General features: G+C 72.0%; 23 protein-coding genes and 2 tRNA genes. 14 read left to right on the top strand and 11 right to left on the bottom strand.

What is annotated here, in order from left to right:
• Nucleotides 1-2: 2 nt before the first annotated feature.
• Both recO and Q9250_RS08200 read left to right on the top strand, forming a co-directional pair.
• Complete coding sequence (gene recO, locus Q9250_RS08205; protein WP_306231376.1) at nt 3-734, top strand: DNA repair protein RecO; 732 nt, start codon at nt 3-5, stop codon at nt 732-734.
• Nucleotides 731-1,531: an isoprenyl transferase gene (locus Q9250_RS08200; protein WP_422665032.1), complete on the top strand. Its 801-nt coding sequence runs from the start codon at nt 731-733 to the stop codon at nt 1,529-1,531. Before recO ends, Q9250_RS08200 begins: the two co-directional genes overlap by 4 nt.
• A 31-nt stretch (nt 1,532-1,562) precedes the next feature.
• Here the strand turns inward: Q9250_RS08200 and Q9250_RS08195 are convergent, their stop codons facing one another.
• A complete protein-coding gene (locus tag Q9250_RS08195; protein WP_306231375.1) occupies nt 1,563-2,168 on the bottom strand; it encodes a nucleotidyltransferase domain-containing protein in 606 nt (201 codons plus the stop codon).
• A gap of 189 nt (nt 2,169-2,357) precedes the next feature.
• On the opposite strand from Q9250_RS08195, the gene Q9250_RS08190 reads away from it, so the two are divergent.
• From Q9250_RS08190 to Q9250_RS08170, 5 genes are all read left to right on the top strand, one after another.
• Nucleotides 2,358-3,752, top strand: a complete 1,395-nt coding sequence (locus Q9250_RS08190; RefSeq protein WP_306231374.1) for a glycine--tRNA ligase — start codon at nt 2,358-2,360, stop codon at nt 3,750-3,752.
• Between the two features lie 8 nt (nt 3,753-3,760).
• Complete coding sequence (gene dusB, locus Q9250_RS08185) at nt 3,761-4,903, top strand: tRNA dihydrouridine synthase DusB (protein ID WP_306231373.1); 1,143 nt, start codon at nt 3,761-3,763, stop codon at nt 4,901-4,903.
• Nucleotides 4,893-6,134: a deoxyguanosinetriphosphate triphosphohydrolase gene (locus Q9250_RS08180; protein ID WP_306231372.1), complete on the top strand. Its 1,242-nt coding sequence runs from the start codon at nt 4,893-4,895 to the stop codon at nt 6,132-6,134. The genes dusB and Q9250_RS08180 overlap by 11 nt, the downstream gene beginning before the upstream one ends.
• Nucleotides 6,135-6,139: 5 nt before the next feature.
• Complete coding sequence (gene dnaG / locus Q9250_RS08175) at nt 6,140-8,023, top strand: DNA primase (RefSeq protein ID WP_306231371.1); 1,884 nt, start codon at nt 6,140-6,142, stop codon at nt 8,021-8,023.
• Between the two features lie 113 nt (nt 8,024-8,136).
• Nucleotides 8,137-8,209: transfer RNA gene (locus Q9250_RS08170), tRNA-Asn, on the top strand.
• Nucleotides 8,210-8,388: 179 nt separating this feature from the next.
• On the opposite strand, the gene def is transcribed toward Q9250_RS08170, so the two are convergent.
• A complete protein-coding gene (def, locus tag Q9250_RS08165; RefSeq protein ID WP_306231370.1) occupies nt 8,389-8,952 on the bottom strand; it encodes a peptide deformylase in 564 nt (187 codons plus the stop codon).
• Nucleotides 8,953-8,994: 42 nt separating this feature from the next.
• Here def and Q9250_RS08160 point away from each other — a divergent pair, with 42 nt between their 5' ends.
• The 3 genes from Q9250_RS08160 to Q9250_RS08150 all read left to right on the top strand — a co-directional run bounded on the left by Q9250_RS08160 (nt 8,995) and on the right by Q9250_RS08150 (nt 11,213).
• Complete coding sequence (locus Q9250_RS08160) at nt 8,995-9,936, top strand: DMT family transporter (RefSeq protein ID WP_306231369.1); 942 nt, start codon at nt 8,995-8,997, stop codon at nt 9,934-9,936.
• Nucleotides 9,933-11,102, top strand: coding sequence for a glycosyltransferase (locus tag Q9250_RS08155; RefSeq protein WP_306231368.1), 1,170 nt, complete (start codon nt 9,933-9,935; stop codon nt 11,100-11,102). The genes Q9250_RS08160 and Q9250_RS08155 overlap by 4 nt, the downstream gene beginning before the upstream one ends.
• Nucleotides 11,103-11,139: 37 nt before the next feature.
• Nucleotides 11,140-11,213: transfer RNA gene (locus Q9250_RS08150), tRNA-Ile, on the top strand.
• A 10-nt stretch (nt 11,214-11,223) separates the two neighbouring features.
• Here Q9250_RS08150 and Q9250_RS08145 read toward each other — a convergent pair.
• On the bottom strand, nt 11,224-12,411 hold the full coding sequence (locus Q9250_RS08145) for a low temperature requirement protein A (protein ID WP_306231367.1): 1,188 nt from the start codon (nt 12,409-12,411) through the stop codon (nt 11,224-11,226).
• Between the two features lie 82 nt (nt 12,412-12,493).
• Nucleotides 12,494-12,889 carry a DUF1801 domain-containing protein gene (locus Q9250_RS08140; RefSeq protein WP_306231366.1) on the bottom strand — a complete coding sequence of 132 codons (396 nt, stop codon included), beginning with the start codon at nt 12,887-12,889 and terminating at the stop codon, nt 12,494-12,496.
• 90 nt (nt 12,890-12,979) lie between these two features.
• On the opposite strand from Q9250_RS08140, the gene Q9250_RS08135 reads away from it, so the two are divergent.
• Nucleotides 12,980-13,888, top strand: coding sequence for a phosphatase PAP2 family protein (locus Q9250_RS08135; protein ID WP_306231365.1), 909 nt, complete (start codon nt 12,980-12,982; stop codon nt 13,886-13,888).
• Between the two features lie 46 nt (nt 13,889-13,934).
• Nucleotides 13,935-15,020, top strand: a complete 1,086-nt coding sequence (locus Q9250_RS08130; RefSeq protein WP_306231364.1) for an alanine racemase — start codon at nt 13,935-13,937, stop codon at nt 15,018-15,020.
• Nucleotides 15,021-15,050: 30 nt separating this feature from the next.
• On the opposite strand, the gene Q9250_RS08125 is transcribed toward Q9250_RS08130, so the two are convergent.
• Complete coding sequence (locus Q9250_RS08125; RefSeq protein WP_306231363.1) at nt 15,051-15,872, bottom strand: LLM class flavin-dependent oxidoreductase; 822 nt, start codon at nt 15,870-15,872, stop codon at nt 15,051-15,053.
• A 57-nt stretch (nt 15,873-15,929) separates the two neighbouring features.
• Here Q9250_RS08125 and Q9250_RS08120 point away from each other — a divergent pair, with 57 nt between their 5' ends.
• Nucleotides 15,930-16,733: a DUF1684 domain-containing protein gene (locus Q9250_RS08120; protein ID WP_306231362.1), complete on the top strand. Its 804-nt coding sequence runs from the start codon at nt 15,930-15,932 to the stop codon at nt 16,731-16,733.
• 92 nt (nt 16,734-16,825) lie between these two features.
• Nucleotides 16,826-17,353 (top strand): DUF3145 family protein, encoded by a 528-nt coding sequence (locus Q9250_RS08115; protein WP_306231361.1) that lies wholly within the window; start codon nt 16,826-16,828, stop codon nt 17,351-17,353.
• A 61-nt stretch (nt 17,354-17,414) separates the two neighbouring features.
• Here Q9250_RS08115 and Q9250_RS08110 read toward each other — a convergent pair whose 3' ends face one another.
• From Q9250_RS08110 to aceE, 6 genes are all read right to left on the bottom strand, one after another.
• On the bottom strand, nt 17,415-18,650 hold the full coding sequence (locus tag Q9250_RS08110; RefSeq protein WP_306231360.1) for a beta-ketoacyl-[acyl-carrier-protein] synthase family protein: 1,236 nt from the start codon (nt 18,648-18,650) through the stop codon (nt 17,415-17,417).
• Nucleotides 18,651-18,715: 65 nt separating this feature from the next.
• Nucleotides 18,716-18,964, bottom strand: a complete 249-nt coding sequence (locus tag Q9250_RS08105) for an acyl carrier protein (RefSeq protein WP_306231359.1) — start codon at nt 18,962-18,964, stop codon at nt 18,716-18,718.
• 35 nt (nt 18,965-18,999) lie between these two features.
• Nucleotides 19,000-19,995, bottom strand: a complete 996-nt coding sequence (locus Q9250_RS08100) for a beta-ketoacyl-ACP synthase III (RefSeq protein ID WP_306231358.1) — start codon at nt 19,993-19,995, stop codon at nt 19,000-19,002.
• Entirely contained in the window at nt 19,992-20,912 is a 921-nt protein-coding gene (locus Q9250_RS08095; protein ID WP_306233956.1) for an ACP S-malonyltransferase, read from the bottom strand. The genes Q9250_RS08100 and Q9250_RS08095 overlap by 4 nt, the downstream gene beginning before the upstream one ends.
• Nucleotides 20,913-20,917: 5 nt before the next feature.
• Nucleotides 20,918-22,081, bottom strand: coding sequence for a PucR family transcriptional regulator (locus Q9250_RS08090; protein WP_306231357.1), 1,164 nt, complete (start codon nt 22,079-22,081; stop codon nt 20,918-20,920).
• An 86-nt stretch (nt 22,082-22,167) separates the two neighbouring features.
• Nucleotides 22,168-24,885 carry a pyruvate dehydrogenase (acetyl-transferring), homodimeric type gene (gene aceE / locus Q9250_RS08085; protein ID WP_306231356.1) on the bottom strand — a complete coding sequence of 906 codons (2,718 nt, stop codon included), beginning with the start codon at nt 24,883-24,885 and terminating at the stop codon, nt 22,168-22,170.
• Nucleotides 24,886-24,958 lie beyond the last annotated feature (73 nt).

Raw genomic sequence — 24,958 nt, 5'->3', positions numbered from 1 at the left:
CGGTGCCGACGTACCGCGACGAGGGCGTCGTCCTCCGCACCCACTCGCTGGGGGAGGCCGACCGCATCGTCACGCTGCTGACGCGCGAGCACGGCAAGGTGCGCGCGGTCGCCAGGGGCGTGCGGCGCACCTCGTCGCGGTTCGGCGCGCGGCTCGAGCCGTTCATGGTCGCCGACCTGCAGCTCGCGGTCGGCCGCAGCCTCGACATCGTCACGCAGGCGGTGACGCTCGGCTCCTACGCGCCGGTGATCGTCGCCGACTACCGCGCCTACACGGCCGCGACGGCGATGGTCGAGACCGCCGACCGGTTGACCGACGAGGATGCGTCGCGGCAGCAGTACCTGCTCCTGGTCGGTGCGCTCCGGTCGCTCGCGCGCAGCGAGCACGACCCCTCGCTGACCCTCGACTCCTACCTGCTGCGCGCGCTGTCGATCGCCGGCTGGGCGCCGTCGTTCGGCGACTGCGCCGTCACCGGCGAGGCGGGACCGCACCGCGCCTTCGTGCCGCAGCTGGGCGGCATGGTCTCCGACGCGGCGGCGCCCCCGGGCGCGCTGCGCGTCGACGTGCCGACGCTCGAGCTGCTGAGCGCGCTGCTGACGGGCGACTGGGCCGAGGCCGAGTCGACCCCGCAGGGCGTGCGCGCCCGCGCCTCGGGCGCGGTGGCGGCCTATGTGCAGTGGCACCTCGAGCGGGGGCTCCGCTCGCTCGAGCACGTCGATCGGGGAGCGCGTTGACCGGATTGCAGCCGATCGACTGGACGGGCGAGCAGCCGCCCACCTACGAGCGGGGCACGCTGCCGGCGCACGTCGCGATCATCATGGACGGCAACGGCCGCTGGGCGAACGCGCGCGGCCTCACCCGCACGCAGGGCCACGCGGCCGGCGAGGCGCGGCTGCTCGACGTGGTCGCCGGCGCCCTGCAGGTCGGCGTGCAGCACCTCTCGGTCTACGCCTTCTCGACCGAGAACTGGAAGCGCAGCCCCGACGAGGTGCGCTTCCTGATGGGCTTCAACAAGGATGTGCTGCGCCGGCAGCGCGACCAGCTCGACGCCTGGGGCGTGCGGGTGCGCTGGGCGGGCCGACGTCCGCGGCTGTGGCCGAGCGTGATCCGCGAGCTCGAGGAGGCCGAGCGCCGCACGATCGGCAACCGCACGATGACGCTGCAGATGTGCGTGAACTACGGCGGCACGCACGAGATCACGGATGCGGTGCGCTCGATCGCCGACGACGTCGCGGCCGGTCGTCTGAAGCCGTCGGCCGTGGATCGCCAGCTGGTGCGCCAGCGCGTCTACAACCCCGACATCCCGGATGTCGACCTCTTCATCCGCTCCTCCGGCGAGCAGCGCATCTCGAACTTCCTGACGCTGCAGGGCGCGTACGCCGAGATGGTTTTCCTCGACCGGCTGTGGCCCGACTTCACGCGGCAGGACCTCTGGCACGCGCTCGACATCTACACCGGGCGCGACCGCCGCTTCGGCGGCGCCGTCGACGCCCCGGCGCCCGCGGCACCGCCGGCCGAACCCATCCGCTGATCGAGGAGCGCCCGAAGGCCGCTGCTCGAGATCACGCCGTCGTGAGCCGCTTCCGCCACGGGTGCTCGTCGGAGAGCCGGTCGACCAGCCAGGAGCGCGCCTCGTCGTCGAGCGCGGGCAGCGCCTGCTCGAGCCAGGCGACGTCGGCGTGGTCGGCCGCCGCGTAGGCGAGCACGATCTGCGGCTTCGCGTAGCGGATGCCGTCGCGGGTCAGGAGCGCATCCTCGAGCGGCATCGTCACGGCGGTGTCGCGCCGGAAGCGCCACGACTCGCCGTCGCTCGGGTCGAGCAGGATCTCGTACTCCCACTGGCCGTAGGCGCTGGTGCGGGTCCAGATGCTGGTGGTGCCGATGGGCAGCACGTCGGAGTCGTGGGGGAGCAGCGGCTTCAGCGCTCCCTGGAACGCGCACCACAGCTGCCAGCGGCTGCCGAGCCAGCCGCGCAGCAGGCTCAGCTCGCTGCGCGGGATGACGATGTCGATGTCGCCGTGGGGCCGGGCGATGCCGGTCGCCGCGTCGAGCGCCCACCCGCCGCCGATCCACCAGGAGCCGGAATAGCCGTCGAGGAGCTCTGCGACGTCGGTCGGCCAGCGCTCCGCCCAGGCACCGTAGAGCTCGCGACCAGCCTGGCTCTGCATCCGACCTCCTGACACGTCCTTCGAGGGCGCCAGCGCCCCGGATGAAGAGACTATCCCAGCCCGGCGCCGACGCATCGCGCACATGCGTGCGCCGGGCGGGCCCCCGCACCACTCCCGCTCGGTAGAATCGAGGTTCACGTGCCGCGCCTGCAGCCAGCAGGGTCGCGGAGCCCACCCCGAGGAGCACCAGTGGTCCAGAACCGTCTCGACGCCGTCATCAACCTCGCGAAGCGCCGCGGCTTCGTGTTCCAGGCCGGCGAGATCTACGGTGGCTCCCGCTCCGCATGGGACTACGGGCCCCTGGGCGTGGCGCTGAAGGAGAACATCAAGCGCCAGTGGTGGAAGACCTTCGTGCAGGGCCGCGACGACATGGTCGGCCTCGACTCCTCGATCATCCTGCCCACCGCGGTGTGGCACGCATCCGGTCACGTCGCCACCTTCACCGACCCGCTGGTCGAGTGCCTGCAGTGCCACAAGCGCCATCGCCAGGACCACCTGGAGGAGGCGTTCGAGGCGAAGAAGGGCCGTGCTGCCGCCTCCATGGAGGAGATCACCTGCCCCGACTGCGGCAACACCGGCAAGTGGACCGAGCCGCAGATGTTCTCGGGGCTCATGAAGACCAACCTCGGGCCCGTCGACAACGAGGCCGGACTCCACTACCTGCGCCCCGAGACGGCGCAGGGCATCTTCACCAACTTCCTCAACGTCGTGACCGTCTCGCGCAAGAAGCCGCCGTTCGGCATCGGCCAGGTGGGCAAGGCGTTCCGCAACGAGATCACCCCCGGCAACTTCATCTTCCGCACGCGCGAGTTCGAGCAGATGGAGATCGAGTACTTCACGCACCCCGACGAGGCGCCCGAGTGGTTCGACACGTGGGTCGAGGCGTGCTGGGCGTGGTTCCTCGACTTGGGGCTCGACGAGGCGAACATGCGCCGCTTCGAGGTTCCCGACGAGGAGCGCGCGCACTACTCGGCCGGCACGATCGACTTCGAGTACCGCTTCGGCTTCCAGGGCTCCGAGTGGGGCGAGCTGATGGGCGTCGCGAACCGCACCGACTTCGACCTGTCGTCGCACTCGACCGCCTCCGGCAAGGATCTCGTCTACTTCGACCAGGCCTCCGGCGCGAAGTACACGCCCTACGTGATCGAGCCGTCGTTCGGCCTCACCCGCAGCATGATGGCGTTCCTCGTCGACGCGTACGACGAGGAGGAGGTGCCGAACGCCAAGGGCGGCACCGACACCCGCACCGTGCTGCACCTCGACCCGCGCCTCGCGCCCGTCAAGGTCGCCGTCCTGCCGCTCAGCCGCAACGAGCAGCTCTCGCCGCTCGCGCGCGAGCTCGCCGACCGGCTGCGCAAGCTGTGGGCGATCGACTTCGACGACGCCGGCGCCATCGGCCGCCGCTACCGCCGGCAGGACGAGGTGGGCACGCCCTTCTGCGTGACCGTCGACTTCGACTCGCTCGAGGACGGCGCCGTCACGGTGCGCGAGCGCGACTCGATGCAGCAGGCGCGCGTGAAGATCGACGAGCTCGAGGCGCACCTGCTCACTGGCTACGGGGCGCAGGGGCTCCGCGGAGCGTGAGCACTCCAATGAGCACCACGCCGGCGCTGTCGATCGGGCCCATCGCCCTCGACGCGCCGGTCGTGCTCGCGCCCATGGCGGGCATCACGAACACCGCCTACCGCCGGCTCTGCCGCGAGTACGGCGCGGGCCTGTACGTCAGCGAGATGATCACGTCGCGCGCGCTCGTCGAGCGCACCCCCGAGACGATGCGGCTCATCAGCCACCACCCGTCGGAGGAGCGGCGCTCGGTGCAGCTCTACGGCGTCGACCCGAAGACGGTCGAGGCGGCCGTCGGCATCCTCGTCGACGAGGACCACGCCGACCACATCGACCTCAACTTCGGCTGCCCGGTGCCGAAGGTCACCCGGCGCGGCGGCGGCAGCGCACTGCCCTGGAAGCGCGAGCTGTTCGAGAGCATCGTGCGCCGTGCGGTCGAGCGTGCCGGCGACATCCCCGTCACCGTGAAGATGCGCATCGGCATCGACGACGAGCACCTCACCTACCTCGACGCGGGTCGCACTGCTGAGGACGCCGGCGTCGCCGCCGTGGCGCTGCACGGCCGCACGGCGGCGCAGCACTACTCGGGCAAGGCCGACTGGTCGGCGATCGCCAGGCTGAAGGAGGCCGTCACCTCGATCCCCGTGCTCGGCAACGGCGACATCTGGCAGGCGGAGGACGCCCTGCGCATGGTCGCCGAGACCGGCGTCGACGGCGTGGTCGTGGGCCGCGGCTGCCTCGGCCGGCCCTGGCTCTTCGGCGACCTCGCGGCCGCGTTCTCGGGCAGCGACGAGCGGCACCGGCCCGGGCTCGGCGAGGTGGCGGATGCGTTCCGTCGCCACGCAGAGCTGCTGGTCGAGTTCTTCGGCGAGGAGGATCGCGCCTGCCGCGACATCCGCAAGCACGTCGCCTGGTACTTCAAGGGCTACCCGGTCGGCGGGGACGCCCGGCGCGCGCTCGCCGCGGTCGAGTCGCTCGCGCACCTCGACGACCTGCTCGGCCAGCTCGACCGCTCGGTGCCGTACATCGCCGAGGGCATCGAGGGCCAGCGCGGCCGCTCGGGCCGCCCCCGCAGGCCCGCGCTGCCCGACGGCTGGCTCGACAGCCCCGAGCTGACGCCCGCGCAGCGCGAGGCGCTCATCGAGGACGAGAGCGACACCCGTGGCGGCTGAGGCGAGCGGCTACGGCGAGCACGACGTCGAGCGCCGCCTGCCCGAGCACCACACGTCGTCGCGCACCGACTTCGCGCGCGACCGCGCGCGGCTGCTGCACTCGAGCGCCTTCCGCCGGCTCGGCCAGAAGACGCAGGTGCTCTCGCCCACCATGGGCTTCGACGACTCCCGCACCCGGCTCACGCACTCGCTCGAGGTGGCGCAGATCGGCCGCGAGATCGCCGCAGAGCTGGGCCTCGACCACGACGTGGTCGACACCGCCTGCCTCGCTCACGACATCGGGCACCCGCCCTTCGGCCACAACGGCGAGAAGGGCCTCAACGAGTGGGCCCAGGGCATCGGCGGCTTCGAGGGCAACGCGCAGACCCTGCGCGTGATCACGCGCCTCGAGCCGAAGGTGATCCGCGACCAGCCGTACGGCCTCAACCTGACCCGCGCATCCGTCGACGCCGCCTGCAAGTACCCGTGGCCGCAGAGCTCCGACGTCCACGACGCATCCGGTCGTGTGAAGTTCGGCTTCTACGCCGACGACCGGGCGGCGTTCGAGTGGGTGCGCGAGGGCGCGCCCGAGGGGCGGCCGTCGATCGAGGCGCAGGTGATGGACCTCGCCGACGACATCGCCTACTCGGTGCACGACTTCGAGGACGCGGTGGTCGGCGGCTACGTCGACGCCGCGAAGCTCGCCAGCCGCGTCGGCCACGACGAGCTCGTCTCGACCATGCTCACCTGGGTGGGGCCGGAGTTCACCCGCGACGAGCTGCTCGAGGCCTTCGACCGGCTCGACGACCTCGAGACCTGGCTGCGCTCGTTCGACGCGTCGCGGGCCGACCACGCGAAGCTCAAGAACCTCACGTCGAAGCTGATCGGGCGGTTCGCGAACGCCGCCACCCGGCGCACGCGCGAGGGGCACGAGGGGCCGCTCGCGCGCTTCGGCGGCACCGTCGAGGTGCCGCGCGAGGTGCGCGCCGAGATCGCGGTGCTGAAGGGCACGGCGGCGAGCTTCATCCTGGCCGAGCGGCGGCAGCCGATCTACGCCAGCCAGCGGCGGATCCTGCAGGAGCTGTGCGACGCGCTGCTGCGCGTCGGCCCCTCGGCGCTCGACCCTGCCTACGCCGAGGACTGGGCGGCCGCGCGCGACGACGCAGGCCGCGCCCGCGTGGTCGTCGACCAGGTGGCGAGCCTCACCGACCGCGGCGCTCTCGCCTGGCACGAGCGCAACGTGGGGGACTGAGCACCGTGGCGGGGCGGATCCGGCGCAGCGACATCGACGAGCTGCGATCGCGCATCTCGATCGTCGACGTCGTCGGCGATCACGTCACGCTGAAGAGCGCCGGCGTCGGCAGCATGAAGGGGCTCTGCCCGTTCCACGACGAGCGCTCGCCCTCGTTCCATGTGCGGCCGGCCGTCGGCCGCTACCACTGCTTCGGCTGCGGCGAGGATGGCGACGCCTTCCAGTTCGTCATGGCGATGGACCACACGTCGTTCCAGGAGACCGTCGAGCGCTTCGCCTCGCAGCTCGGCTACACGCTGCACTACGAGGACGGCAAGCCGCAGGAGGAGACCAGCGGCCGACTGCGGCTGCTCGAGGCGAGCCGGGCCGCGGAGACGTACTTCCAGGAGCAGCTGACGACGCCCGCCGCGGCGCTCGGCCAGCGCTTCCTGGGCGAGCGCGGCTTCGACCTGGCCGCGGCCGAGCGCTTCGGCGTCGGCTTCGCGCCGCAGTCGTTCGAGGCCCTCAAGCAGCACCTGCGCGGTCGCGGCTTCACCGAGGCCGAGCTGCTGGGCGCAGGACTCCTCAGCGAGGGGCAGCGCGGCAGCTACGACCGGTTCCGCGGGCGGCTGATGTGGCCGATCCGCGACGTCGCAGGCGCCACCGTCGGCTTCGGCGCGCGGCGGCTCTCCGACGACGACAAGGGCCCGAAGTACCTCAACTCGCCCGAGACGCCGATCTTCCGCAAGAGCCAGGTGCTCTACGGGCTCGACCTCGCCAAGCGCGACATCGCGCGAGGCCACGAGGCCGTCGTGGTCGAGGGGTACACGGATGTGATGGCCTGCCACCTCGCGGGGGTCACGACCGCGGTCGCCACCTGCGGCACCGCGTTCGGCATCGACCACATCAAGGTGCTGCGCCGCGTGCTCGGCGATGTGTCGACCACCGACACGCGCTCGCTCGGCCGCGTGATCTTCACCTTCGACCCCGACGAGGCCGGCCAGCAGGCGGCCGTGCGCACGTTCGCCGAGGAGCAGCGCTTCGCGGCCCAGACGTTCGTCGCGGTGCCGCCCGAGGGGCTCGACCCGTGCGACCTGCGGCTCGAGCGCGGCGACGACGCCGTGCGGCGGCTGATCCAGCAGCGGCGGCCGCTGTTCGAGTTCATGCTGCGGCGCATCGTCGCCGAGCACGACCTCGAGACCGTCGAGGGCCGCGTGGCCGCCATGCGGCGGGCCGCGCCGGTGCTGCAGTCGATCCGCGACCGGGCGCTCGCCGACGGCTACGTGCGCACGGTCGCCGGCTGGCTCGGCGTCAGCCCCGACGACGTGCGCCAGGCGGTGCGGCAGGCCGGGCCGCTGCCCAGGCCCGAGTCGCAGGGCGGTGCGGGCGCGACCAGGCAGGGACAGCCGGGTGCGCAGCCGCCCGTGCCGACGCATCCGCCCGCGGATGTCGCGCTGCGGCAGCTCGAGCGCGACCCGGCGTCGCGGCTCGAGCGCGACGCGATGGCGGCGCTGCTGCAGCAGCCCGCGGTGATCGGGCGCGACCTCGCGGTGCGCGGCGCGACCGCCTACGTCGCGAACCCGTCGCTGGCGGTCGTGCGCGACGGGATCCTGACCTCGCTCGACGCGATCGAGGCGAGCGACTTCTCGGAGCGCGTCGCCGCAGCGGTGCCGACCGAGCTGGTGCCGCTGGTGCGCACGCTCGCGATGTCGCCGATCCCCGCGAAGGACGTCACGCGCTACGTGCGCGGGGTCGTCGGCGGGCTCATCGACCGCGACATCCTGCGGCAGAAGGCCGACCTGATGAGCCGGCTGCAGCGCATGATCGGCGCCGACCCCGAGGCGACGAAGCGGTTGCGCGAGCAGCTCGTCGAGCTCGACCGCGAGCGGAACGCGCTGCGGGCGGAGTAGGTGTCGGCAGGAGTCAGGTGCTCGAGGGCGCAGCGGCGCGAGAGCGGCCGGTGGTCGGCGGATGTGACCGGCAGCTTGCAGGGATGCTATGATTGACGTCGCTCCTGCAGCGATCCTCGATAGCTCAATTGGCAGAGCAGCCGGCTGTTAACCGGCAGGTTGATGGTTCGAGTCCATCTCGGGGAGCGACACGAAAAGCCCCGCCTCACGGCGGGGCTTTTCTCTTGCGTGGCCGGTTCCGGCACGCCGACGATGTCGGCTAGCGCGGAGCGGTGCTCCGCGGGTTGATGGTTCGAGTCCATCTCGGGGAGCGACACGAGAAGTCCCGCCTCACGGCGGGGCTTTTCTCTTGCGTGGACTCGGTCTCAGTCGTCGAGGTGGTCCTCGCCGGGCATCCAGCTCAGGCCCGCAGTGCCCCACTTGTTGCGCTTGATCGCCTTCTGCACGCCCTTCGTGCCGAACGCATCCAACCGGTCTGCGTAGAGCACGCCGTTCAGGTGGTCGAACTCGTGCTGCAGGATGCGCGCGAGCCAGCCGGAGGCCTCGAGCTCGTAGTGCTCGCCGTGCTCGTCCTGCGCCTTGAGTATCGCCCGCTCGGCGCGCTTGAGGCCGAAGCGCTCGCCCGGGATCGAGAGGCAGCCCTCCTCCTCGTCGTCGTCGGGCAGGCCGAGGGGCAGCGGCGAGACCCACAGCTCGGGGTTGACTGCGACGCCGCGCGTGCGCACGCCCTCCTCGTCGGTCCAGTCGTAGACGAACAGCCGCTTCGCGAGCCCCACCTGGGGCGCGGCGAGGCCGACGCCGGGGGCGGCCTCCATGGTGGCGAACATGTCGGAGACGAGGGTGGTGAGCTCAGCGTCGAAGGTCGCGACGGGCTCCGCGACGCGGTGCAGCACCGGCTCACCGGTGATGCAGATGGGCAGAACAGTCATGTCCTCCAGGGTATCGGCGCCCAAGGCGAGTAGGTTCTTGAGGTGCTCTCCACCGCCTTCGACGACATCGCGGCTGAGATCTCGCTGACGCCGCTGCAGGCCGTCGGCATCCCGGTGGCGATCGTCGGCGCGATCTTCCTCTCGGTCGGCACGCAGTTCCAGCACCGCGGCGTCGGCCACTTCGAGGGCGGCGACCAGCGCGGCGCGCACCTGGGCGGCACGGCCCTGGTCAAGATGCTGCGCAACCCCGCGTGGCTCATCGGCACGCTGCTGCTCGGGCTCGCCGTCGTGCTGCAGCTGGGCGCGCTCGCGCTCGCGCCGCTCATCGTCGTGCAGCCGCTGGGCGCGGTCGCGCTGGTCGTGACCGCCATCCTCAACTCGCGGCTCGCCGGCATCAAGCTCGACCATCGCACGATCCGCGCGATCACGCTCTGCCTGCTGGGCATCGGCATCTTCGTCACCGTGGCCGCGATCTTCGCCGTCGAGCGCCCTATCAACGACCGACAGCTGCTGACGGTGCTGTCACTGCTCGTCGTCGCGCTCGTGGGCGTGGGCATCGTGTGGTGGTACTTCCGGAAGCGCGCGAACGCGATCTTCTACATCATCGCCGCCGGCGTGCTCTACGGCTTCGTGGTCACGCTGTCGAAGGTCGTCATCAACCGCATCATCTCGAGCCAGTTCGACTGGCTGACGATCGTCTGCGCGGTGGCGCTGCTCGTCGCGCTGCTCGTGGGCAGCTATGCCGTGCAGCTCGCGCACGCCTCGGGCCCGCCCGACCTCGTCATCGCCGGGCTCACCGTCGTCGACCCGCTGATCGCGGTGCTCATCGGCGTCACGGTGCTCGGCGAGGCCTCGGCCACGCCGCCGTGGGCCATCATCGTCTTCGCCGGAGCGGGAGCGCTCGCCGTCGCGGGCGTCTTCTCGCTCGCCCGGCACCATCCCCAGATCCGGACGCCCGACATCGCGCCCGAGGAGAACCCATGAACGAACGCCCCCTGCGCATCCTGATCGCCACCGACACCTTCGCGCCCGACGTCAACGGCGCCGCGAAGTTCACCACCCGGCTCGCCGCCCGCCTCACCGCTCGCGGGCACGAGGTGCACGTCGTGGCGTCGTCGCTCGGCCGCAACCGCCACGGCTCGCACGTCGAGGAGCACGAGGGGCAGCGCTTCACGGTGCACCGCCTGCGCTCGATGCTCTACCCGGGCCACGACTGGCTGCGCTTCGCCGAGCCGTGGCGCATGTACTCGAACGCGGCGTCGTTGCTGGATGCGCTGCGTCCGGATGTCGTGCACTTCCAGTCGCACATCGTGCTCGGTCGTGCATTCTCGACCGAGGCGAACAAGCGCGGCATCAGGGTCGTGGGCACCAACCACCTGATGTTCGAGAACCTCATGGACCACTCGAACATCCCGCGCGCGCTGCACGGCTCGGCGGTCAACTGGGCATGGAGCGACGCGGCGAACGTGCTGGCGCGCTGCGACGTGGTCACGACGCCGACGCAGCGCAGCGCCGACTACCTCGAGCGCAAGACCGGCCTGACCGGCGTGCGCGCGATCTCGTGCGGGCTGCCGGGGGACGAGTACCACCCGAATCCCGAGCGCCAGCACGGCCACATCGTCTTCGTGGGCCGCGTCACGAGCGAGAAGCGGCTCGACACCCTCGTGCGCGCCGTCGCGCAATTGCCCGAGGATCTCGACTGGCACCTCGAGATCATCGGCGTCGGCGACCTGATCGATGAGCTCGGTCACATGGCGCGCGACCTGCACATCGCCGACCGCGTCACCCTCACCGGCTTCGTCTCCGACGAGGAGCTGCGCGAGCGACTGCGTGGTGCCGAAGTGTTCGCGATGCCGTCGACGGCCGAGCTGCAGTCGATCGCCACCATGGAAGCCATGGCGACCGGCCTGCCCGTCGTCGCGGCCGACGCGATGGCGCTGCCGCACCTCGTGCGCGACGGCGAGAACGGCTACCTGTTCCGCCCCGACGACTCGGCAGACCTGGCCGAGAAGCTCGAGCTGGTGCTGCGCTCGAGCGACGAGGAGTACGCGGCGATGCAGCGGCGCAGCCTCGAGCTGGTCGCTCCGCACGACATCGAGGCGACGATCACGGCCTTCGAGCGCATCTACCGCGGCCAGTCGGCCGAGTAGGCTCGTTCGGGTTGCCGAGCCCTGCGCTCGGCGGCTTGGGGCGGTAGCTCAGCTGGTCAGAGCAGGGGACTCATAATCCCTCGGTCACGGGTTCAAGTCCCGTCCGCCCTACAACAGACGCTCAGCCGCCGCGGCGACGGTTGCGACGCATCCGGTGCGCGGTCTCCATCGCCGCCACGGCGACGAGCACGGCGGTCGAGGCGGCGCTGGTGCCGAGCGGCGTCATCAGGGACGACGCGGCTGCGACAGCCAGCATGGCCGCGACGCCGGCCGCCTGCGGCATGATCCAGTGGCCCTCGAGCAGCCGCCGGAAGACGAGCGTGCCGATCAGGAACAGTAGCGGCCCGCCGACCAGGGTGGCGACCTTCGACAGGCTCTGCCCGTCGGGGTTCGACAGCAGCTCCTTGTCGCCGACGCTGACCAGCACGATGCCGCCGATCACCAGCAGGTGCACGTACGTGTAGGCCGAGCGCGCGAGGCGACCGGGCGCATCCGACGCCTCCATCGCCTCCGCGCCGATGCGCTCGCCGTGGTCGAAGTAGATCCACCACATGGCCGCCGCCGTGCCGAAGGCGAGCACCATCGCGACGACGGTCTGCGGCGTCGTCTCCAGCTCGACGAACGTGATGCCGGTGACGAGCAGCCCTTCGCCGACCGCGATGAGCACGAACAGCGCCGAGCGCTCGGCGATGTGCGCGCCAGAGAGATCCCACCTGCCCAGCTCGACCCTGCCCATGCCGGGCACCGGGAACCCGAGCAGCGTGCCGACCAGCTCGATCCCGAGCGCGGCGACCCAGAACGGCAGCTGCAGCGGGAGGGGGAGCAGCGCGCCGGCGATCCAGACCGCGCTGCTGACCGCGGTCCAGATGAGGACACGGGTGAAGTCGAGGGATGCGTCGCGGTCGTGCCGCCGTGTCGCCAGCATGATGAAGGCGGTGCGGCCGAGCTGCATCGCGACGTAGGCGACCACGAACACCCACGCCCGGTCGCCGAACGCATCCTTGATCGAGACGCTCATCACCAGCGCCAGGAACGCGAGCACGATGACGGCACCGCGCACCGGCATCCGCACCGGGTCGAGCCAGTTCGTCACCCAGCTGGTCGACACCCACGCCCACCAGAGCGCGGTGACCATGATGGCGCCCTCGAGCACGCCGAGCGGCGTCTGGTGCTCGAACAGATATGCCGAGAGCTGCGCGAGCGCCAGCACGAAGACGAGGTCGAAGAACAGCTCGACGTAGGTCACGCGATCCGAGCGCGACGAGTCGGTGGGTCGCAGCAGGCCGAGCGGTGCGTCCGGTGCGGTCATGGCACATGATGGCACGCGGCTCGGCACGGAGGAGCGCGAAAAGCCCGCTCTTCAGAGCCGCAGCGCTCAGGGCCCGGAGCGCTCAGCGCTCGGCGAGCCAGGCGCGGATCACGGCGACGAGCGCGTCGCGCCGCTCGGGCAGCTCGGCGGCGGTCGGCGTCTCGAGCGTCGCCCGGATGTCGGAGCGCCAGCGCAACAGGCCTTCCGGATCGCCCGCGAAGCCGGCGGGTGCCGCGCCGCGCTGCTCGGCGCGCTCGGTGCCGAAGTGCAGCACCAGCAGCACCGGCCCCTTCCCGGCCGCGCTGACGGTGAGGCGGTCGACGCCGTCGAGCGTCCAGCTCGGCGAGTTCCACTTGACCACCTCGACGAGCGCAGGCTCCGCCTCGTGCACCAGGGAACGCATCCGCCCGACCTCGGCGCGCCGCTCGGGCGTCTGCGCGTCGAGGAACGCGTCGACGGTGGCGAAGCGCTCGGGCATGGCGCGACGCTAGCACCGGGCGCCAGCGGCCCGTCATCAGGGTCGGCGCGCTACCGTCGTCCCCTGCAGAACGCCGAGAGGGGAACGAGCATGCACGCGCACGGCACGGCACCCGAGCCTGGCTCGCCTCCCGAACCGGGCACACGTCCCGAGCAGGGCACGGCTCCCGAACGCGGCACGGCTGGGGAGCGACGTCAGGACACGCAGATCGGCGACGTCGAGCTCGTCCGCTGGCGCACGCGGCTCGGCCGCATGATCGCTGCCGTGGGGGCACGTCTGGGCGACATCGTCGGCCCCTACGCCACGTTGCTGCTGACGCTCGCGATCGGCGCGGCCATCGCGTTCGCGCTGAGCCTCGGGGCGGTCGGCGTCTACGACGCGGTCACCGACGAGGACGGCGTGGCAGGCATCGACCGGCCCCTCCTCGACGCCATCCTGACGATCCGGAGCCCGGGCGTCGACGCCGTCATCACCGGCTTCACCGATCTCGCCGGCACGGTCGGCATGCCGCTCATCGCCGTGCTGACGCTGGTGGTGCTCGGACTTCGGCGCCGGTCGTGGACGCCGGTCGTGCTCATCGTCGCCGCGGGCCTCGGCTCGCTGCTGATGACGGTCGCGGGCAAGGTGCTCATCGGTCGCGACCGCCCGCCCATCACCGACGCGGTGCCGCCCTACGAGGTCTCGGCATCGTTCCCCAGCGGCCACACGCTCAGCGCCGTCGCGATCCTCGGCATCATCGCCTACCTGCTGGTGCTGCGCCGCCGCAGCGCCTGGGCGCGGGCCCTGATCATCGTCGCGGCAGTCGTCGCATCGTTGCTGGTGGCGGCGAGCCGGGTCTACCTCGGGCACCACTGGGTGACCGACGTCGTCGCCGGCTGGCTGCTCGGCGCCGCCTGGCTGGCGCTGGTCATCACGGCGCACCGCCTCTACCTGACCGCCCGCCTCCGACGCGACGAGGGCCCGCAAGCGGCACCCGCGGAGCCGCGCACCACCGCGTGACCGACGCCTGCGGCGCGCGCCGACCGGTGCGGGTACGCTCCGGAGCATGCGCCCCAGCACGCCGTTCCTCGCCGTCGACCTCGAGCGCATGCAGGCGAACATCGCCCGGGTCGCGGAAGCCGCGACGGCTCGCGGCATCGCCCTGCGCCCTCACGCGAAGACCCACAAGACCATCGAGATCGGCCGCATGCAGGTGGCAGCCGGCGCGCACGGCCTGACCGTCGCGACGATCGGCGAGGCCGAGGTCTTCGCCGCCGCCGGCCTCGACGACCTCTTCATCGCCTACCCGCTCTGGATCGACGCCGACCGCGCCGCCCGGCTCAGCCACCTGGCCGCCGCGGGTGCGGCTATCTCGATCGGCGTCGACTCGGTCGAGGCGGCCGCGCGCATCGCACGGGGCGGGCTCGCCGGCCGCGTCTCGGCGCGGGTCGAGGTCGATGCGGGCCATCACCGCTCCGGATGCGTCCCCACAGCGGCCGGGGACGTCGCCTCGGCCGCCGCGCGCGCCGGCATCGAGGTCGAGGGCGTCTTCGCCTTTCCCGGCCATGCCTACGCACCGGAGGGGCGCGAGACGGCGGCCCGCCAGGAGGCGGAGGCGCTGCGCGTCGCCGCCGCGTCGATGCGCGACGCGGGCGTGCCGCCGCAGGTGGTCTCGGGCGGCTCGACGCCCAGCTTCGCCGCCGCGCTCGCGCTCGACTCGCCCGTCACCGAGCTGCGGCCCGGCGTCAGCGTCTTCGGCGACGCCCAGCAGTGGGAGCTCGGCTCGACCGCGCCCGAGCAGATCGCGCTGACCGCCCACGCGACGGTCGTCTCGCACGCGGGCGGCCGACTGGTGCTCGACGCCGGCTCGAAGGTGCTCGGCCCGGATCGCGCAGCCTGGGCGACCGGTCACGGCCGGCTGCTCGACCACCCTGACGCGCGCATCGTGCAGCTCAGCGAGCACCACGCCTTGGTCGAGCTGCCCGGCATCGCGCCCGACGACCTGCCGCCGCTCGGCAGCCTCGTGCGTGCGGTGCCGAATCACTCCTGCATGGCGGTCAACCTCGTCGACGAGCTGTTCGTCTTCGATCGCGCCGACGACGCCGAGCCGAGCGCGCGCTGGCGCGTCGCGGCGCGCGGTCGCAACGCCTGACCGGGCGGATCGATCAGTCGGCGGCCGTGGTCAGGCGGGCAGCGCCCCGACCGCGGCGATCAGCTGCCGGATGCCCGCGGCACGGCTCGGCCGCCCGTCGGCCTCGAGCGCCAGCAGCGGCAGGCTCGTCGTGCCCGCGTCGGTGAAGGCCGACCGCACCTGCGTGATCTCGTCAGCAGACGCATCCGCTCTGATGCCCGCGAACTGCACCACCGCGAAGGGGCCGTCGAGGCCCGCCGCCGCGCGGGCGGCCCGCACCGTCTCGACGGCCTCGCGCGAGACGGCGACGTCGTCGGGCGCCGACATCTCGCCGGCCAGGATCACGCCGTCGCCCAGCTCGCCGGCGAGCCCGAGCGTCTTCGGCTTGCCGCCGCCGATCAGCAGCGGCGGCACGACCGCGGGCGGCCAGCGCAGCTGCACGCCCTCGAGGTGCACGTAGCGGCCGTCGACGCTCACCTCTTCGCCCGCCAGCAGCGACCGCAGCGCCGATCCCTGCTCGCGCAGCAGGGTCAGCGGCGACGCCGCGCGCACGCCGACCTGACCCATCCACTCGAGCACGCCGTGCCCGATGCCGGGCAGGAAGCGCCCGGGGAAGAGCCGCGCGATCGTGGCGACCTCCATCGCCGTGAGCGCCACGTTGCGTAGCGGCACCGGCATGAGGCCGAGCCCCACCCGCAGCGAGGCGGTCGCGGCGAGCACGGCGGCCGCGGTGGCGATGCCCGACTCGGCGAAGCAGTCCTCCCACAGCCACACCTCGCCGACCCCGCCGGCTTCGGCGGCGACGGCCAGCGGCAGGATCTCCTCCGGCGGCACGTCGGGCGGGATGATGACGCTGAGGGATGCCTGCTGCATGACGAAGAACGTACGCGGTGCGGCTGACGCGTCACAGGCCCTCGGTAGAGTGGCTGCATGAGCGATCCCGTCGTGCCCGCCGCCCACGAGGCCTTCCGCCGCAAGCGCGATCTGAGCATCCGCGGCCCGCAGGGCGCCGTCGCGCTCGAGACCACGGCATGGATCTCCGAGCCCACCCAGGTCGAGGGCGTGCCCGGCACCTGGGCGCCCTCACCTGCCGGTGACGGGCTGCAGGTGACGGCGGATGCGTCGGACGAGATCGTCGTCGACGGCGAGGTCGTCGACGGGGCCGCGGTCGTCTACAGCCACGACTCGATGACGCCCAGCTCGGTGCGCTTCGACGACAGCCGCACCGCGTTCGTCATCGGGCCGGACTACAACGGCCGCTTCGCGCTGCGCGTCTGGAACGCCGACGCCGCCGAGCAGCGCGGCTTCGAGGGCGTCAGCACCTTCGACTTCGACCCGGGCTGGCAGAAGCACGGCACGTTCGAGCCGGTGGAGGGCGGCGTCGCCTTCGAGTACGGCAAGTCGCAGGGCGGATCGCTGCGCAAGGGCGTCTCGCCCGGCAAGATCCGCTTCGAGCACGACGGCGCCGAGGTCGAACTGCTCGCGCTGCCCGACGGCGACAGCCTGCAGATCGTCTTCGCCGACGCCACGACGGGTGCCGAGACCTATGACGTCGGCCGGTTCCTGTTCGTCAAGCCGCGCCCCGACGGCACCGTCGAGGTCGACTTCAACCGCGCGATCGTGCCGCCGTGCGCGATGAGCGAGCAGTTCAACTGCCCGCTGCCACCGGCGGGCAACCGCCTGCCCTTCCCGATCGAGGCGGGAGAGCAGCGGCCGCTCTTCGCTGCCGAATGACACGCTTGGAGTTCGCAGCGCACGTGTGACACACTCGTGCTGTCTCTCGACGTTCGACCGATGGGGAAGTCGCATCGAACGAGGGAGAGACGATGACTGCTGCGAACACGCTCAGACGACGTCCCGCGACGACCGCGGGGGTCGTCTGGATCCACGCGTCCCAGCGCGCCATGCGCACGCATCTCGAGTGGGCCGTCGGCCAGGCGGTCGGCGACGCCGTGCGCTTCGTCTGGCAGCCGCAGCCGGCCGAGCCGGGCATGGAGCGCACCGAGGTGCACTGGAAGGGCGCCGCCGGCACCGGCGCGGCCATCGTCAGCGCCCTCGCCGGTTGGCGCGACGTGCGCTTCGAGGTCACCGAGGATCCGACGCCCGGCACGGACGGCATGCGCTGGATGCACACGCCCCAGCTCGGCATCAGCGCCGCCCGCATCGACGCCGCGGGATCCGTGCTCGTGCCGGAGGACCGCATCCGCAGTGCCATCGAGGCGGCGGGCCCCGACGCCCGCGCCCTGCTGGCCGAGCTCGACGACGCTCTCGGCGGCGCCTGGGATCGCGACCTCGAGCACTACCGGCACGCCTCCGACGGGTCGCCCGTCGCGTGGCTGCACCGCGTCGGGTAGACGCGCCCCTGACAGACGAGGGCCCCGCTGCGTACAGCGGGGCCCTCGTTGCCGACGTCGGTCAGACGGAGCGGATCGCGATCACGGCGTTGTGCCCGCCGAACCCGAACGAGTTCGAGATCGCCAGCTGCGGGCCGTCGCCGAGGGGGATGGGCGTGCCCGAGATGGTGAGCGGCGCATCCGGATCCTGCTCGGTGACGTTGATCGTCGGCGGAGCCTTGCGCTCCACCAGCGCGAGCGTGGTGAAGATCGCCTCGAGCGCGCCGGTGCCGCCCAGCAGGTGGCCGTGGGCCGCCTTCGTCGCCGAGACGGGGATCTCGCTGATGCGCTCGCCGAAGATGCGGTGCATCGCCCGCACCTCGGCCACATCGCCCACCGGGGTCGACGTCGCGTGCGCGTTGATGTGCGTGACGTCGTCGGCGGTCGCGCCGGCGGCCTCGAGGGCCAGCTGCACGGCGCGGCTGGCGCCCTTGCCCTCGGGCTCGGGAGCGGTGATGTGGTACGAGTCGGCCGTGACGCCGCCGCCCGCCAGCTCGGCGTAGATGCGGGCGCCGCGCGCGAGCGCGTGCTCCTCGGTCTCGAGCACGAGCGCCGCAGCGCCCTCGCCCATGACGAACCCGTCGCGGGTCACGTCGTAGGGGCGGGATGCCGTGGCCGGGTCGTCGTTGCGGCGCGAGAGCGCCTGCATGGAGGCGAAGGAGGCGAGGGTGATCGGGTGGATCGCCGACTCGGCGCCGCCCGCGATCACGACGTCGGCGAGGCCGGCCTGCAGGTGCTCGTAGGCGTTCACGAGCGCCTCGGTGCTCGAGGCGCAGGCCGAGGCGACGGTGCGCGCGTAGGCGCGCGCCTCGAAGTGCATCGAGACGGCGGCAGCGGGCGCGTTCGGCATCAGCATCGGCACCGTCATGGGCAGCACGCGCCGAGGGCCCTTCTCGCGCAGCGTGTCCCACGCGTCGAGCAGGGTCCACAGGCCGCCGATGCCGGTGGAGAAGTCGACGCCGAGGCGCTCTCGGGGCACGTCGGGCGAGCCCGCGTCCGCGAAGGCCTCCTTGGCCGCCACGAGCGCGAGCTGGCTCGAGGGGTCGAGTCGCTTCGCGACCGGCCGCTCGAGCACCGTGTCGGGGCGCACCTTGGCCTCGGCGGCGAACGTGACGGGCAGCTCGTACTTCGCGACCCACTCGTGCTCGAGGCTGCGCGCGCCGGAGACGCCGGCGAGCAGCGCCTCCCAGCTCTCGCGGGCCGTGCCGCCGATGGGCGTGGTCGCACCGATGCCGGTGATGACGATCTTCTTCGTCATTGCTCTCCTCGAAGATGCCGCGTGCGGCCGGTCGCCCGGCCGCACGCGAAGATCAGGGCTGCGGCTCAGGCCTGGGCGCTGGTGATGAAGTCGACGGCGTCCTTGACGGTCTTGAGGTTCTTGACCTCGTCGTCCGGGATCTTCACGTCGAACTTCTCCTCGGCGTTCACGACGATCGTCATCATCGAGATCGAGTCGATGTCGAGGTCATCGGTGAACGACTTCTCGAGCTGCACGTTCTCGGTCGCGATGCCGGTCTCGTCGTTCACGAGGTCGGCGAGTCCGGCGAGGACCTCGTCCTGGGTGAATGCCATCGGGTGTCTCCTTCTGTCTGTGGACGGGTTGAAGTCTAAGGGAGGACGACGACCTGGGCGCCGTACACGAGCCCGGCGCCGAAGCCGATCTGCAGGGCGAGGCCGCCCGAGAGCTCGGGGTGCTCCTCGAGCAGGCGGTGCATCGCGAGCGGGATCGAGGCCGCTGAGGTGTTGCCGGTGTCGGCGATGTCGCGGGCGATCATGACCGACTCGGGCAGCTTCAGCTGCTTCGCGAACTCGTCGATGATGCGCATGTTCGCCTGGTGGGGGATGAACGCCGCCAGGTCCTCGGGCTCGATGCCGGCGGCGTCGAGCGCCTCGCGGGCCTTCTTCGCCATCTCCCACACCGCCCAGCGGAAGACCTTCTGGCCGTCCTGGCGCAGCGTCGGCCAGGGCGCGCCGTCGCGCATCGAGCCGAGCGTGTTCGTCATCCGGATCGTCTCCCACTGGGCGCCGTCCGATCCCCACACCGAGGGGCTGATGCCCGGCTCGTCCGCCGCGCCGATGACGACCGCACCGGCGCCGTCGCCGAGCAGGAAGCTGATCGAGCGGTCGGTCGGGTCGACGATGTCGGAGAGCTTCTCGACGCCCACGACGAGCACGTGCTCGGCCATGCCGCTGCGCACGAGGGCGTCGGCCTGCGCGACGCCGTAGGCGTAGCCGGCGCAGGCGGCCGAGATGTCGAAGGCGGGCGCGGGCGTGGCGCCGATCCGCTCGGTGAGCAGCGCGGCCATCGAGGGCGTCTGCACGGTATTGCTGATCGTCGAGACGATCACGGCATCGATCTTCGCGCCGTCGAGGCCGGCGCGCTCGAGCGCCTCCTTCGCGGCGGTCTCCGCGAGATCGACGGCCTCGACCCCCTCGGAGGCGCGCATGCGCGTGATGATGCCCGTGCGCTGGCGGATCCACTCGTCGGAGGAGTCGATCGGCCCGACGAGGTCGTCGTTCGGCACGATCAGGTCGCCGCGGGCGGCGCCGACCGAGAGGATGCGCGATCCGTTGCGCGTGGGAAGGCCAGTGATGCGCGTCATGCTGCGGCTCCGCTCTCCAGCAGCGCGACGGCTGCCTCCAGGTCGTCGGGGGTGGTGATGCCCGCTGCGGGCACGCCGCGCAGGCCGCGCTTGGCGAGGCCCAGCAGGGCGCCCGCCGGCGCGAGCTCGATGATGCCGGTGACGCCCGCGGCCTGGAACGACGCCATGCAGCGGTCCCAGCGCACGGGGCTCGAGACCTGGCCGACGATGAGCTCGAGGAATTCGGGGCCGGATGCGACCACGCGGCCGTCGCGGTTGGTCCAGAGGGTGGTGGTCGGGTCGGCGGCGGCGGTCTCGGCGGCCTTCGCGCGGAAGCGCTCGACCGCGGAGCCCATGTAGCTGGTGTGGAAGGCGCCGGCGGTCTGCAGCGGGATGACGCGTGCGCGCTCCGGCGGCGCCTCGGCGAGGGCCGCGAGCGCGTCGACGGCGCCCGCGACGACGATCTGGCCGCCGCCGTTGTAGTTGGCCGGCTGGAGGCCCAGCTCGGCGAGGCGCGCCTCGAGCTGCGCCTCGTCGGCCCCGATCACCGCGGCCATGCCCGTGGGGGTCTCGGCAGCCGCATCCGCCATCGCCCGTGCGCGCTCGCCGACGAGCGCCATGGCGTCCGAGGCGTCGAGCACCCCGGCCGCGACCGCCGCGGTGATCTCGCCCACCGAGTGGCCTGCGACGCCGCCGGCGAGGCTCGCGCGCTCGCCCAGCGCGTCGAGCGCGAGGATGCCCGCGGCGACGATGAGCGGCTGCGCGACCTTGGTGTCGCGGATGGTGTCGGCATCGCTGACGGTGCCGTGCTCGACCAGGTCGATGCCGGCCGCCTCGCCCAGCGCGCCGAGGCGCTCGGGCACGCCCGGCAGCTCGAGCCAGGGTGCGAGGAAGCCGGGCTTCTGCGAGCCCTGGCCTGGAGCGACGATCACGATCACGTTCTTCATCCTCCCACTCGGGGTCTGCCGCGAGACGCATGGTGCTGCTGCTGCGGCGGTCGCTGGTTGCGCTCGCGCGCCGCGTCGCCGATCGATCCGAGGATCACCGCGGTGTGGAGCGCGAGCGCCTCGCGGGCACCGGTGGCATCCCAGCCGATGATCTCGCTGATGCGCTTCAGGCGGTATCGCACCGTGTTCGGGTGCACGAACAGCTCGCGGGCGGTCGCCTCGAGCGAGCGGCCCGTGTCGAGGTAGCAGGCGAGCGTCGCCAGCAGGTCGGAGGAGTGCTCGCGCAGCGGCACGTAGATCGTGCGCACGAGCTCCTGGCGCGCCAGCGCATCGCCGGCCAGCGCCCGCTCGGGCAGCAGGTCGTCGGCGCGCACGGGACGCGGCGTGCGGCGCCACGCGTCGGCCACGGCGAAGCCGCCCAGCGCCGACTTCGCGCTGCGGGCGGCGTCGACGATGCTCGGCACCGACGGCCCGAGCACCAGGTGCCCCTCGCCGAAGCCCTCGGCCAGCTGCCCGGCGATGTCGAGGAACGCGATCGGCTCCTCGGTCGGGGTCTCCTCGACGGCGGCGGCGCGACCGATGACGACGACCAGCCGGGTGCCCTGCATCCCGACCAGCACGTCGCATCCGGCATGCCTCGCCTTCCTGCGGATGACGTCGACGTCGAGCACGCGCGGCGCGACGCCGACGAGCACGGCGCACTCGCCGCGGCCGTGCCAGCCGAGCGCCGCCGAGCGGCTCGGCAGCTCGTCGTCGTGCTCGCCCGTGAGGATCGAGTCGACCACGAGCGCCTCGAGGCGGGCGTCCCACAGGCCGCGCGACTCGGCAGCCCGGGCATAGACGTCGGCGGCGGCGAAGGCGATCTCGCGGGAGTACCGCAGGATCGGCTCGCGCATCATCGGGTCGGCGTCGGCGATGCGCTCCTCGAAGACCGACACGACGGTGCGGATCAGCCCGAGCGTCTGCTGCAGGCTGACGCTGCGCAGCAGCTCCCGGGGCGCCGCCGCGAAGACGTCGGCGGCGATCCAGGGCTGCGCCTCGGGATCCTCGTGCCACGCGATGAACGACGTGATGCCCGACTGCGCCACCAGGCCCACGGCGCTCCGCCGCGAGGGCGGCATCGAGCGGTACCAGGGGAGGCGGTCGTCGAGCGCCCGCATCACCTGGCCCGCGAGGTCGCCGGAGATGCGCCGCAGCCACGCGAGCTGCTGCGCCTTGAGCTCCGACTCCGCGGTCAGGGCCCGGCCTACGACTCGCCGCCGGCGTTGCCCGACTGGCCGGCGTTCACGTCGTGGAGGCTGTACTTGTCGATCGCCTGCATGACCATGCCGAGCGGCACCTTGCCCTGCTGGGCGAGCGCCTCGAGCGCGCGGACGACGACCGAGTGGCTGTCGATGGTGAAGAAGCGACGAGCCGCCGCGCGCGTGTCGGCGAAGCCGAAGCCGTCGGCGCCGAGCGTCGCGTAGTCGCCGGGCACCCACTCGCGGATCTGGTCGGGGACCGCCCGCATGTAGTCGCTGGTGGCGATGAACGGGCCCTCGGCCTCCGACAGGCGCTGCGTGACGTACGGCACCTTGGCGTTGGCCTGCGGGTTGAGCCAGTTGTGCTCGTCGGCCTCGAGGCCGTCGCGGCGCAGCTCGCTCCACGAGGTGACCGACCAGATGTCGGCCGAGATGCCCCAGTCGGTGCCGAGCAGCTCCTGCGCGTGGTGCAGCCAGGGCAGTGCCACGCCGGAGCCGAGCAGCTGCACCTTGATCGGGTGGTGGTCGCTGACCGAGACGCGGTGGATGCCGCGGCGGATGCCCTCGGCGTCGACGTCCGCAGGCTCGGCGGGCTGCACGTAGGGCTCGTTGTAGACGGTGAGGTACATGATGACGTCCTCGGGCGTCTCGCCGTACATGCGCTCGAGGCCCATCTGCACCAGGTGCGCGATCTCGTAGCCGTAGGCCGGGTCGTAGGCGAGCACGGCCGGGTTCGTCGAGGCGAGCAGCGGCGAGTGGCCGTCGGCGTGCTGGGTGCCTTCGCCGGCGAGCGTCGTGCGGCCGGCGGTGGCGCCGATCAGGAAGCCGCGCGCCATCTGGTCGGCGGCCGCCCAGATGGAGTCGCCGGTGCGCTGGAAGCCGAACATCGAGTAGAAGACGTAGATCGGGATGAGCGGCTCGCCGTGCGTCGAGTACGACGATCCGGCGGCGACGAATGCCGCCATCGCGCCGGCCTCGTTGATGCCGACGTGCACGATCTGCCCGTCGGGCGCCTCGCGGTACTTCAGCAGCAGGTCGCGGTCGACCGAGGTGTAGTTCTGGCCCTGCGGGTTGTAGATCTTCGCCGTCGGGAAGAACGCGTCGATGCCGAACGTGCGTGCCTCGTCGGGGATGATCGGCACGATGCGCGGGCCCCAGCCCTTGTCGCGCAACAGATCCTTCAGCAGGCGCACGAAGGCCATCGTGGTGGCGACCTCCTGCTTGCCGGAGCCCTTCTTGGGCATGTCGAAGGTCTTCTGCTCGGGCATCGGGATGATCGTGTGCTTCGAGCGGCGCTCGGGCGTGAAGCCGCCGAGCTCGCGACGGCGCTCCAGCATGTACTGGATCTCCGGCGACTCGGTGCCCGGGTTCCAGTACGGCGGGTGGTACGGGTCGGCCTCGAGCTGCTTGTCGGAGATGTCGAGCTGCATCTCGTCGCGGAAGGTCTTCAGGTTGTCGAGCGTGAGCTTCTTCATCTGGTGGGTCGCGTTGCGGCCCTCGAAGCTCTTGCCGAGGCCGTAGCCCTTGACCGTCTTCGCGATGATGACGGTCGGCTGCCCCTTGTGCTCGACGGCCGCCTTGTAGGCCGCGTAGACCTTGCGGTAGTCGTGGCCGCCGCGCTTCAGCGCCCAGATCTCGTCGTCGCTGAGGTGCTTGACCATCTCGAGCGTGCGCGGGTCGCGGCCGAAGAACTGCTCGCGCACGAACAGCCCCGACTCCGTCTTGTAGGTCTGGTAGTCGCCGTCGGGCGTGCGGTTCATGAGGTCGCGCAGCGCGCCGTCGTGGTCGTTGGCGAGCAGCGAGTCCCACTCGCGGCCCCAGACGACCTTGATGACGTTCCAGCCCGCGCCGCGGAAGAACGACTCGAGCTCCTGGATGATCTTGCCGTTGCCGCGCACCGGGCCGTCGAGGCGCTGGAGGTTGGCGTTGATGACGAAGTTGAGGTTGTCGAGGCCGTCGTTGGCGGCCAGCTGCAGCGCGCCGCGCGACTCGACCTCGTCCATCTCGCCGTCGCCGAGGAACGCCCACACCTGCGAGTCGGCGACGTCCTTGATGCCGCGGTTCGCCAGGTAGCGGTTGGCCTGCGCCTGGTAGATCGCGTCGATCGGGCCGAGGCCCATCGAGACGGTCGGGAACTGCCAGAAGTCGGGCATCATCCGCGGGTGCGGGTACGAGGGGATGCCGTTGGGCGCCTTCGACTTCTCCTGACGGAAGGCGTCCATCTGGGTCTCGCTCAGGCGGCCCTCGAGGAACGCACGCGCGTACATGCCGGGGGAGGCGTGGCCCTGGTAGAAGATCTGGTCGCCGCCGCCGGGGGCGTCCTGGCCGCGGAAGAAGTGGTTCAGGCCCACCTCGTACAGCGAGGCGGACGACGCATAGGTCGAGATGTGGCCGCCGACGCCGATGCCGGGCGCCTGCGCGCGGTGCACCATGATGGCCGCGTTCCAGCGGATCCAGCGGCGGTAGGTGCGCTCGAGCGCCTCATCGCCGGGGAACTCGGGCTCGTTCTCGGGCGCGATGGTGTTGAGGTAGTCGGTGGTCGGCACCATCGGCACGCCCAGGTGCAGCTCCTTGGAGCGCTTGAGCAGGCTCAGCATGATCTCGCGGCCGCGCTGGTGCCCGTGCGTCTCGACCAGCTCGGTGAGCGACTCCTGCCACTCGGCGGTCTCGCTGGGGTCCTGGTCGTTCGTGTGGCCCGAGTACGGGTCCTGGTCGTTCAGCACCGATGCTCCTGACGTCGATTCGTGCGGCGCTCCTGGGTGCTGGACGCCGCCGCTCCACTCTAGCCACCGCGCC

The sequence above is a fragment of the Agrococcus beijingensis genome (assembly GCF_030758955.1).
GTDB classification, from domain to species: Bacteria; Actinomycetota; Actinomycetes; order Actinomycetales; family Microbacteriaceae; genus Agrococcus; species Agrococcus beijingensis.
The sequence above is the reverse complement of the archived record's forward strand: the minus strand, read 5'-3'. Positions and strand labels throughout refer to the sequence as shown.

Coding starts and splice junctions, on each gene's coding strand:
- Q9250_RS08125 (WP_306231363.1), bottom strand. CDS start 15,872: ATGCAGCAGGCATCCCTCAGCGTCATCATCCCGCCCGACGTGCCGCCG.
- Q9250_RS08110 (WP_306231360.1), bottom strand. CDS start 18,650: ATGACGAAGAAGATCGTCATCACCGGCATCGGTGCGACCACGCCCATC.
- Q9250_RS08195 (WP_306231375.1), bottom strand. CDS start 2,168: ATGCAGAGCCAGGCTGGTCGCGAGCTCTACGGTGCCTGGGCGGAGCGC.
- Q9250_RS08140 (WP_306231366.1), bottom strand. CDS start 12,889: ATGCCCGAGCGCTTCGCCACCGTCGACGCGTTCCTCGACGCGCAGACG.
- Q9250_RS08145 (WP_306231367.1), bottom strand. CDS start 12,411: ATGACCGCACCGGACGCACCGCTCGGCCTGCTGCGACCCACCGACTCG.
- Q9250_RS08090 (WP_306231357.1), bottom strand. CDS start 22,081: ATGCGGGCGCTCGACGACCGCCTCCCCTGGTACCGCTCGATGCCGCCC.
- Q9250_RS08130 (WP_306231364.1), top strand. CDS start 13,935: ATGCGCCCCAGCACGCCGTTCCTCGCCGTCGACCTCGAGCGCATGCAG.
- Q9250_RS08135 (WP_306231365.1), top strand. CDS start 12,980: ATGCACGCGCACGGCACGGCACCCGAGCCTGGCTCGCCTCCCGAACCG.
- Q9250_RS08115 (WP_306231361.1), top strand. CDS start 16,826: ATGACTGCTGCGAACACGCTCAGACGACGTCCCGCGACGACCGCGGGG.
- def (WP_306231370.1), bottom strand. CDS start 8,952: ATGACTGTTCTGCCCATCTGCATCACCGGTGAGCCGGTGCTGCACCGC.
- Q9250_RS08105 (WP_306231359.1), bottom strand. CDS start 18,964: ATGGCATTCACCCAGGACGAGGTCCTCGCCGGACTCGCCGACCTCGTG.
- dusB (WP_306231373.1), top strand. CDS start 3,761: ATGAGCACCACGCCGGCGCTGTCGATCGGGCCCATCGCCCTCGACGCG.
- Q9250_RS08155 (WP_306231368.1), top strand. CDS start 9,933: ATGAACGAACGCCCCCTGCGCATCCTGATCGCCACCGACACCTTCGCG.
- Q9250_RS08120 (WP_306231362.1), top strand. CDS start 15,930: ATGAGCGATCCCGTCGTGCCCGCCGCCCACGAGGCCTTCCGCCGCAAG.
- Q9250_RS08100 (WP_306231358.1), bottom strand. CDS start 19,995: ATGACGCGCATCACTGGCCTTCCCACGCGCAACGGATCGCGCATCCTC.